A 5,104-nucleotide genomic window follows, 5' to 3' on the forward strand; every position below is an offset into this window, starting at 1 on the left:
CGCTCCTCGGCGCGGTCGGTGGCCACGCGGTCGTCCGAGCCCTCCACCAGGCCCAGCGCGGTGCGCAGCCCGGGGATGCCGCCGCGCTGCCCACCGAACATCTGCGGCGAGCGCAGCACGGCCGTCACGAGGTCCACCAGCTGCTCGCCCTCCGGCGCCTGCCCGAGCACGTGCAGCCCGTCACGGATCTGCACGTCCTTGATCTCGCACAGCCACCCGTCCACGTGCATGACGAAGTCGTCGAAGTCGTCCTCGCCGGGCATGTCCTCCAGGCCCAGGTCGTGGTGCAGCTCGGCGGCACGGATGAGGGTCCAGATCTCCGTCTGCAGGGCCGGGGCCTTGGCCGGGTCCATCACCGAGACGCTGCCGTACTCGTCGAGCAACTGCTCCAGGCGAGTGATGTCGCCGTAGCTCTCCGCGCGCGCCATCGGCGGGATGAGGTGGTCCACCACCGTGGCGTGGGCGCGGCGCTTGGCCTCGGTGCCCTCGCCCGGGTCGTTCACGAGGAAGGGGTAGACCAGCGGCAGCGAGCCCAGGGCGGCATCGGTGCCGCAGGCCGCGGACATGCCCAGCGACTTGCCCGGCAGCCACTCGAGATTGCCGTGCTTGCCCACGTGCACCACGGCGTGCGCACCGAACTCCTCGGCCACCCAGCGGTAGGTGGCCAGGTAGTGGTGGGTGGGCGGCAGGTCCGGGTCGTGGTAGATCGCGATGGGGTTCTCCCCGAAGCCGCGCGGCGGCTGCACGAGCAGCACCACGTTGCCGGCGCGGATCGCGGCAGTGACGATCTCGCCCTCGGGGTCGCGGGAGAAGTCGACGAACAGCTCGCCCGGCGCCTGCCCCCAGTGCTCGGTCATCGCGTCGGTGAGCTCAGCGGGCAGCGCCTCGAGCCACCGCCGGTAGGTGGCCGCGGGGATGCGCACGTGCGCGTCGCCCAGCTGCGCGTCGGTGAGCCACTCGGGATCCTGCCCGCCGGCGGCGATGAGGGCGTGGATGAGCGCGTTGCCCGCGGTGGTGTCCGGGTGCTCGCCCTCCACCGGCTCCACGCCGTCCAGGCCCGGCACCTCGCCGGGCGCGCCGAGGTCGTACCCGGCCTCCCGCATCGCGCGCAGCAGGCGGATGGTGGAGACGGGCGTGTCCAGGCCCACCGCGTTGCCGATGCGCGAGTGCTTGGTGGGGTACGCCGAGAGCACCACGGCGATGCGCCGCTCAGCCGGCGGGACGGTGCGCAGGCGGGCGTGGTTGACCACGGTGCCGGCCACGCGGGCGGCGCGCTCGGGGTCGGCCACGTAGGTGGGCAGCCCGTCGGCGTCGAGCTCCTTGAAGCTGAACGGCACCGAGATGATGCGCCCGTCGAACTCGGGCACCGCCACCTGGGTGGCCACGTCCATGGGTGAGAGGCCGTCGTCGGAGGCCTCCCACTCGGCGCGGCTCCACGTGAGGCACAGGCCCTGCACGATCGGCACGTCCAGGGCGGCCAGGTCGGCCACGTCCCAGGCGTCCTCGGCGCCCCCGGCGGAGGCGTCCGCGGCCCGGGTGCCGCCGGCGGCCAGCACTGTGGTCACCAGACCGTCGTAGCGGCGCAGGTGCTCCAGCAGCTCGGTCTCGGCGTCGCGCAGGGAGGAGACGAACACCGGCTCACCGGCGCCCCCGGCGGCGTCCACGGCATCGGCCAGGGCGTGCACGTACGCGGTGTTGCCGGCCACGTGCTGGGCCCGGTAGTAGAGGATGCCGATGCGGGGGCCGCCCTCGGTGGGCGTGGCGCCCGGGCGCTCGGCGACGCCCCAGGCCGGGGTGGGCACCACGGGGTCGAAGCCCTCGCCGGTGAGCAGGAGCGTGTCGCCCAGGAAGGCGTGCAGCGAGGCCAGGTTGGTCGGTCCGCCCTCGGCCAGGTAGCCGTGCGCGGTGGACGCGACGCCGGCCGGGGTGGTGGAGAGCTCCATGAGGGCGGCGTTGGGGGCCTGCTCGCCGCCGAGCACCACGACGGGCGTGCCCGCATCGACCGTGGCCTGCATGCCGGGCCACAGGTCGGGCAGGTCCTGGGGGGCGCCGAGCAGGCGCACCACCACCACGTCGGCCCCGTGGACCGCGGTCGCCGGGTCCGTGCGCGCCGGGTTGACCACCGCGTAGTCGGCGCCACTGGCGCGGGCGCTCAGGAGGTCGGTGTCGGAGGTCGACACCAGGGCGATGCGGGTCACGGGGGCTCCTCGGGCTCGGGGACGCGGATGTGGCTCGGGCCACGCTGGGCCGGCCGCAGCGTATCCCGGCGACCGGGAGGTCATCTGAGCGGTCAGTCAGAGGTTCAGAGGGGCACTGCCTCGGCGAGCACGCGCTCCTCCATGAGGGGATGGAGGGCGGGTTCGGGCACGAGGCCCACCGGACGCGCCAGAACGGCGGCGTGCCGGCGGAGCACGCGGTCCCCCTCGCTCGTGCCGTGGAATCGCAGGATGCGGGAGATCTCCGGCTGGCCCCGCCCGGTCTGGCGCGCGATCCCGGTCTGGGTCGTGCCTCCGGCCGAGGCAGCGCGGACCGGGGCCACGAACGCGGCCCGGGCAGCCCGAGCCGCCTCGTCTACAGTGCCGCGCGTGACCGCCCCCCACGCCCACGACGCCCCCGACCGGTGCCCGGGCGTGCTCCGCCCGCACCACGCCGCAGACGGGCCCCTGGTGCGGGTGCGCGTCACGGGAGGGCGCCTCCCGGCCACCTCCCTCGTGCACCTGGCCCGGCTCGCCGCCCAGCACGGCGCCCCCTTCCTGCAGCTCACCTCGCGTGGGTCGCTGCAGCTGCGCGGCCTGCCCGATGCGGTGCCCCCGGCCCTCGAGCGCGGGGTCCGGGAGCTCGGCCTGCTGCCCTCGGACGCCCACGAGCGCGCCCGCACCCTGGTGGCCGCCCCGGACCGCTCGCTCGACGGTCTCGTCGGGGCGGTGGACGCCGCCGTCCTGGCCGAGCCCGCCCTGGCCGAGCTGCCCGGACGGTGGCTCACCGTGCTGACCGATGCCGCCGGCACGCACCTGGACCTGCCCTTCGACGTCGCGTGGCGCCCCGACGCCGACGGCGCCACCCACGGCACGCTGCTGGCCGCCGGCCGTGCCCGCCCGTGCACGCGCAACGACCTGCCCGCCGCGGTGGCGGACCTCATGCTCCGCTTCCTGGCCCACCGTCCCAGCGCGGGCGCGTGGAACCTGCGCGACCTGCCCGAGGACTCCCCCGTCCTCGCCGGCTGGGGGCCCGCGCCCGGGGCGACCCTGCGACCCGCGCCGACGCCCACCCCAGGCCGCACCCCGGACGGCCGCGAACTCGTCGTCGCCGTCCCCCTCGGCCTGCTCACCCCCACCCAGGCCGAGGCCGTGGCCGCCGCCTGCACCGACCTCGTCGTCACCCCCACCCGCGCCCTCGTGCTGCGCGACGCCGCCCCCGGCAGCGAGCCGGCGCTGGCGGCCACCGGCCTGCTCACCACCCCCGAGGACGCCCTGGCCCGCACCACCGCCTGCATCGGCGCACCGCACTGCACGCGCACCGACGTGCCCACCCTCACCTGGGCCCGTGCAGCGGCGGGCACCGCCACCTCCGCCACCGGCCCGACGGTGCACGTGGTGGGATGTGCGCGCGCCTGCGGCCGTCCGCCCGGCGCCCGGGTGGTGCTGCCCACCTCCCCCGACGACGTCCTGGAGGCCCTCGATGACCGAGGCTGAGCCCCTCGCCCCGCCCCGCACCTACCCGTACGAGACCGACGGGCGGGCCATCTACCGCGAGTCCTTCGCCACCATCCGGCGCGAGACCGACCTGACCCACCTGCCCGAGGCGCTGCACCCCGTGGCGGTGCGGATGGTGCACGCGGCAGGCGACACCTCCCTGCCGGCGGTGGTGGCCGGGCACCCCGACGTGGTCGCCGCAGCCCGCGGCGCGCTGGAGGCCGGGGCGCCGATCCTCACCGACTCGCGGATGCTGGCCGCCGGCATCACCCCCGCTCGTCTGCCGGCGGACAACGCCGTGCGCTGCCTGCTGCGCGACGACCGCACCGCCGGCCTGGCCGAGGCGTGGGGCACCACCCGCTCGGCCGCCGCGGTGTCGCTGTGGGAGCCGGACCTGGAGGGGGCGGTGGTGGCCATCGGCAACGCACCCACGGCGCTGTTCCACCTGCTGGAGATGCTCCACGCCGGGGCCCCGCGGCCGGCGGCGATCGTCGGGATGCCGGTGGGATTCGTCGGTGCGGCGGAGTCCAAGGAGGCCCTGGCCGCCCACCGCCTGGACGACGCCGACCTGCCCGGCGGCCAGGTGCCGTGGCTCACCGTCCACGGTCGCCGGGGCGGGTCGGCCCTGGCCGCCTCGGCGCTCAACGCCCTGGCCACCGCGCAGGAGATCCTGTGACCGCGGGGACCCTGCACGTCGTCGGGGTGGGACCGGGCGACCCCGAGCTGGTCACGCGCAGGGCAGAGCGCCTCATCGCTGCCGCGCCGGTGGTGGCCTACCACCGCGCCCCGCGCCGACCCAGCACCGCGCGCGCCATCGCGGCCGGGTTCCTGGGCGAGGGCGTGACCGAGGAGGAGCTCGTCTACCCGGTCACCACCGGCCCGACCGAGGACTACCACCAGCGCCTGGCGGCCTTCTACGCCGAGTGCGCCGCCCGCCTGGGCGAGCACCTGCGCGCCGGGCGCGACGTGGTGCTGCTGGCCGAGGGCGACCCGCTCTTCTACGGCTCGCCCATGTACGTGCGCGACCTGCTCGGCGAGGAGTTCACCGTCGAGGTGGTGCCCGGGGTGACCTCCCCCTCGGCCGCCACCGCCGCCGTCGGCACCGGGCTGTGCCGCCACGAGGACGTGCTCACCGTGCTGCCGGGCACCCTGCCGGTGGCCGAACTGGCGCGTCGCCTGGCCGACACCGACGCCGCCGTGGTGATGAAGCTGGGCCGCACCTTCCCCACCGTCCGCGAGGCGCTGCGCCAGGCCGGGGTGCTGGACCGCGCCGTGTACGTGGAGCACGCCAGCCGCGGCACGCAGCGGGTGCTGCCCGTGGCCGAGGTGGACCCCGCCACGGTGCCGTACATGGCCCTGGTGGTGGTGCCCGGGCAGGACCGCCGGGCCGATGCCGCGGGACGCGCCGTGCC

The 5,104-nt window shown here is 76.4% G+C and carries 4 protein-coding genes; 3 read left to right on the top strand and 1 reads right to left on the bottom strand.

The genetic code is table 11. The features are described 5' to 3' along the window. On the bottom strand, positions 1-2,198 hold a 2,198-nt coding region (locus tag HMPREF3099_RS04920; RefSeq protein ID WP_202816692.1), incomplete at its 3' end, for a cobaltochelatase subunit CobN. A gap of 387 nt (positions 2,199-2,585) precedes the next feature. Here HMPREF3099_RS04920 and HMPREF3099_RS04930 point away from each other — a divergent pair. The 3 genes from HMPREF3099_RS04930 to cobI form a co-directional block, all read left to right on the top strand. Then, positions 2,586-3,692 carry a cobalamin biosynthesis protein CobG gene (locus tag HMPREF3099_RS04930; protein WP_168168439.1) on the top strand — a complete coding sequence of 369 codons (1,107 nt, stop codon included), beginning with the start codon at positions 2,586-2,588 and terminating at the stop codon, positions 3,690-3,692. Next, entirely contained in the window at positions 3,679-4,368 is a 690-nt protein-coding gene (locus tag HMPREF3099_RS04935; protein ID WP_070704766.1) for a precorrin-8X methylmutase, read from the top strand. Before HMPREF3099_RS04930 ends, HMPREF3099_RS04935 begins: the two co-directional genes overlap by 14 nt. Continuing rightward, positions 4,365-5,104: precorrin-2 C(20)-methyltransferase (gene cobI / locus HMPREF3099_RS04940; RefSeq protein ID WP_070704769.1), on the top strand; the 740-nt coding region annotated here is incomplete at its 3' end. The genes HMPREF3099_RS04935 and cobI, both read left to right, overlap by 4 nt.

It is taken from the genome of Kytococcus sp. HMSC28H12 (assembly GCF_001816045.1).
Taxonomy (GTDB): Bacteria; Actinomycetota; Actinomycetes; order Actinomycetales; family Dermatophilaceae; genus Kytococcus; species Kytococcus schroeteri.

What these genes read in the sequence shown, in the direction of transcription:
- HMPREF3099_RS04935 (WP_070704766.1), top strand. Translation starts at nt 3,679, where the DNA reads ATGACCGAGGCTGAGCCCCTCGCCCCGCCCCGCACCTACCCGTACGAG.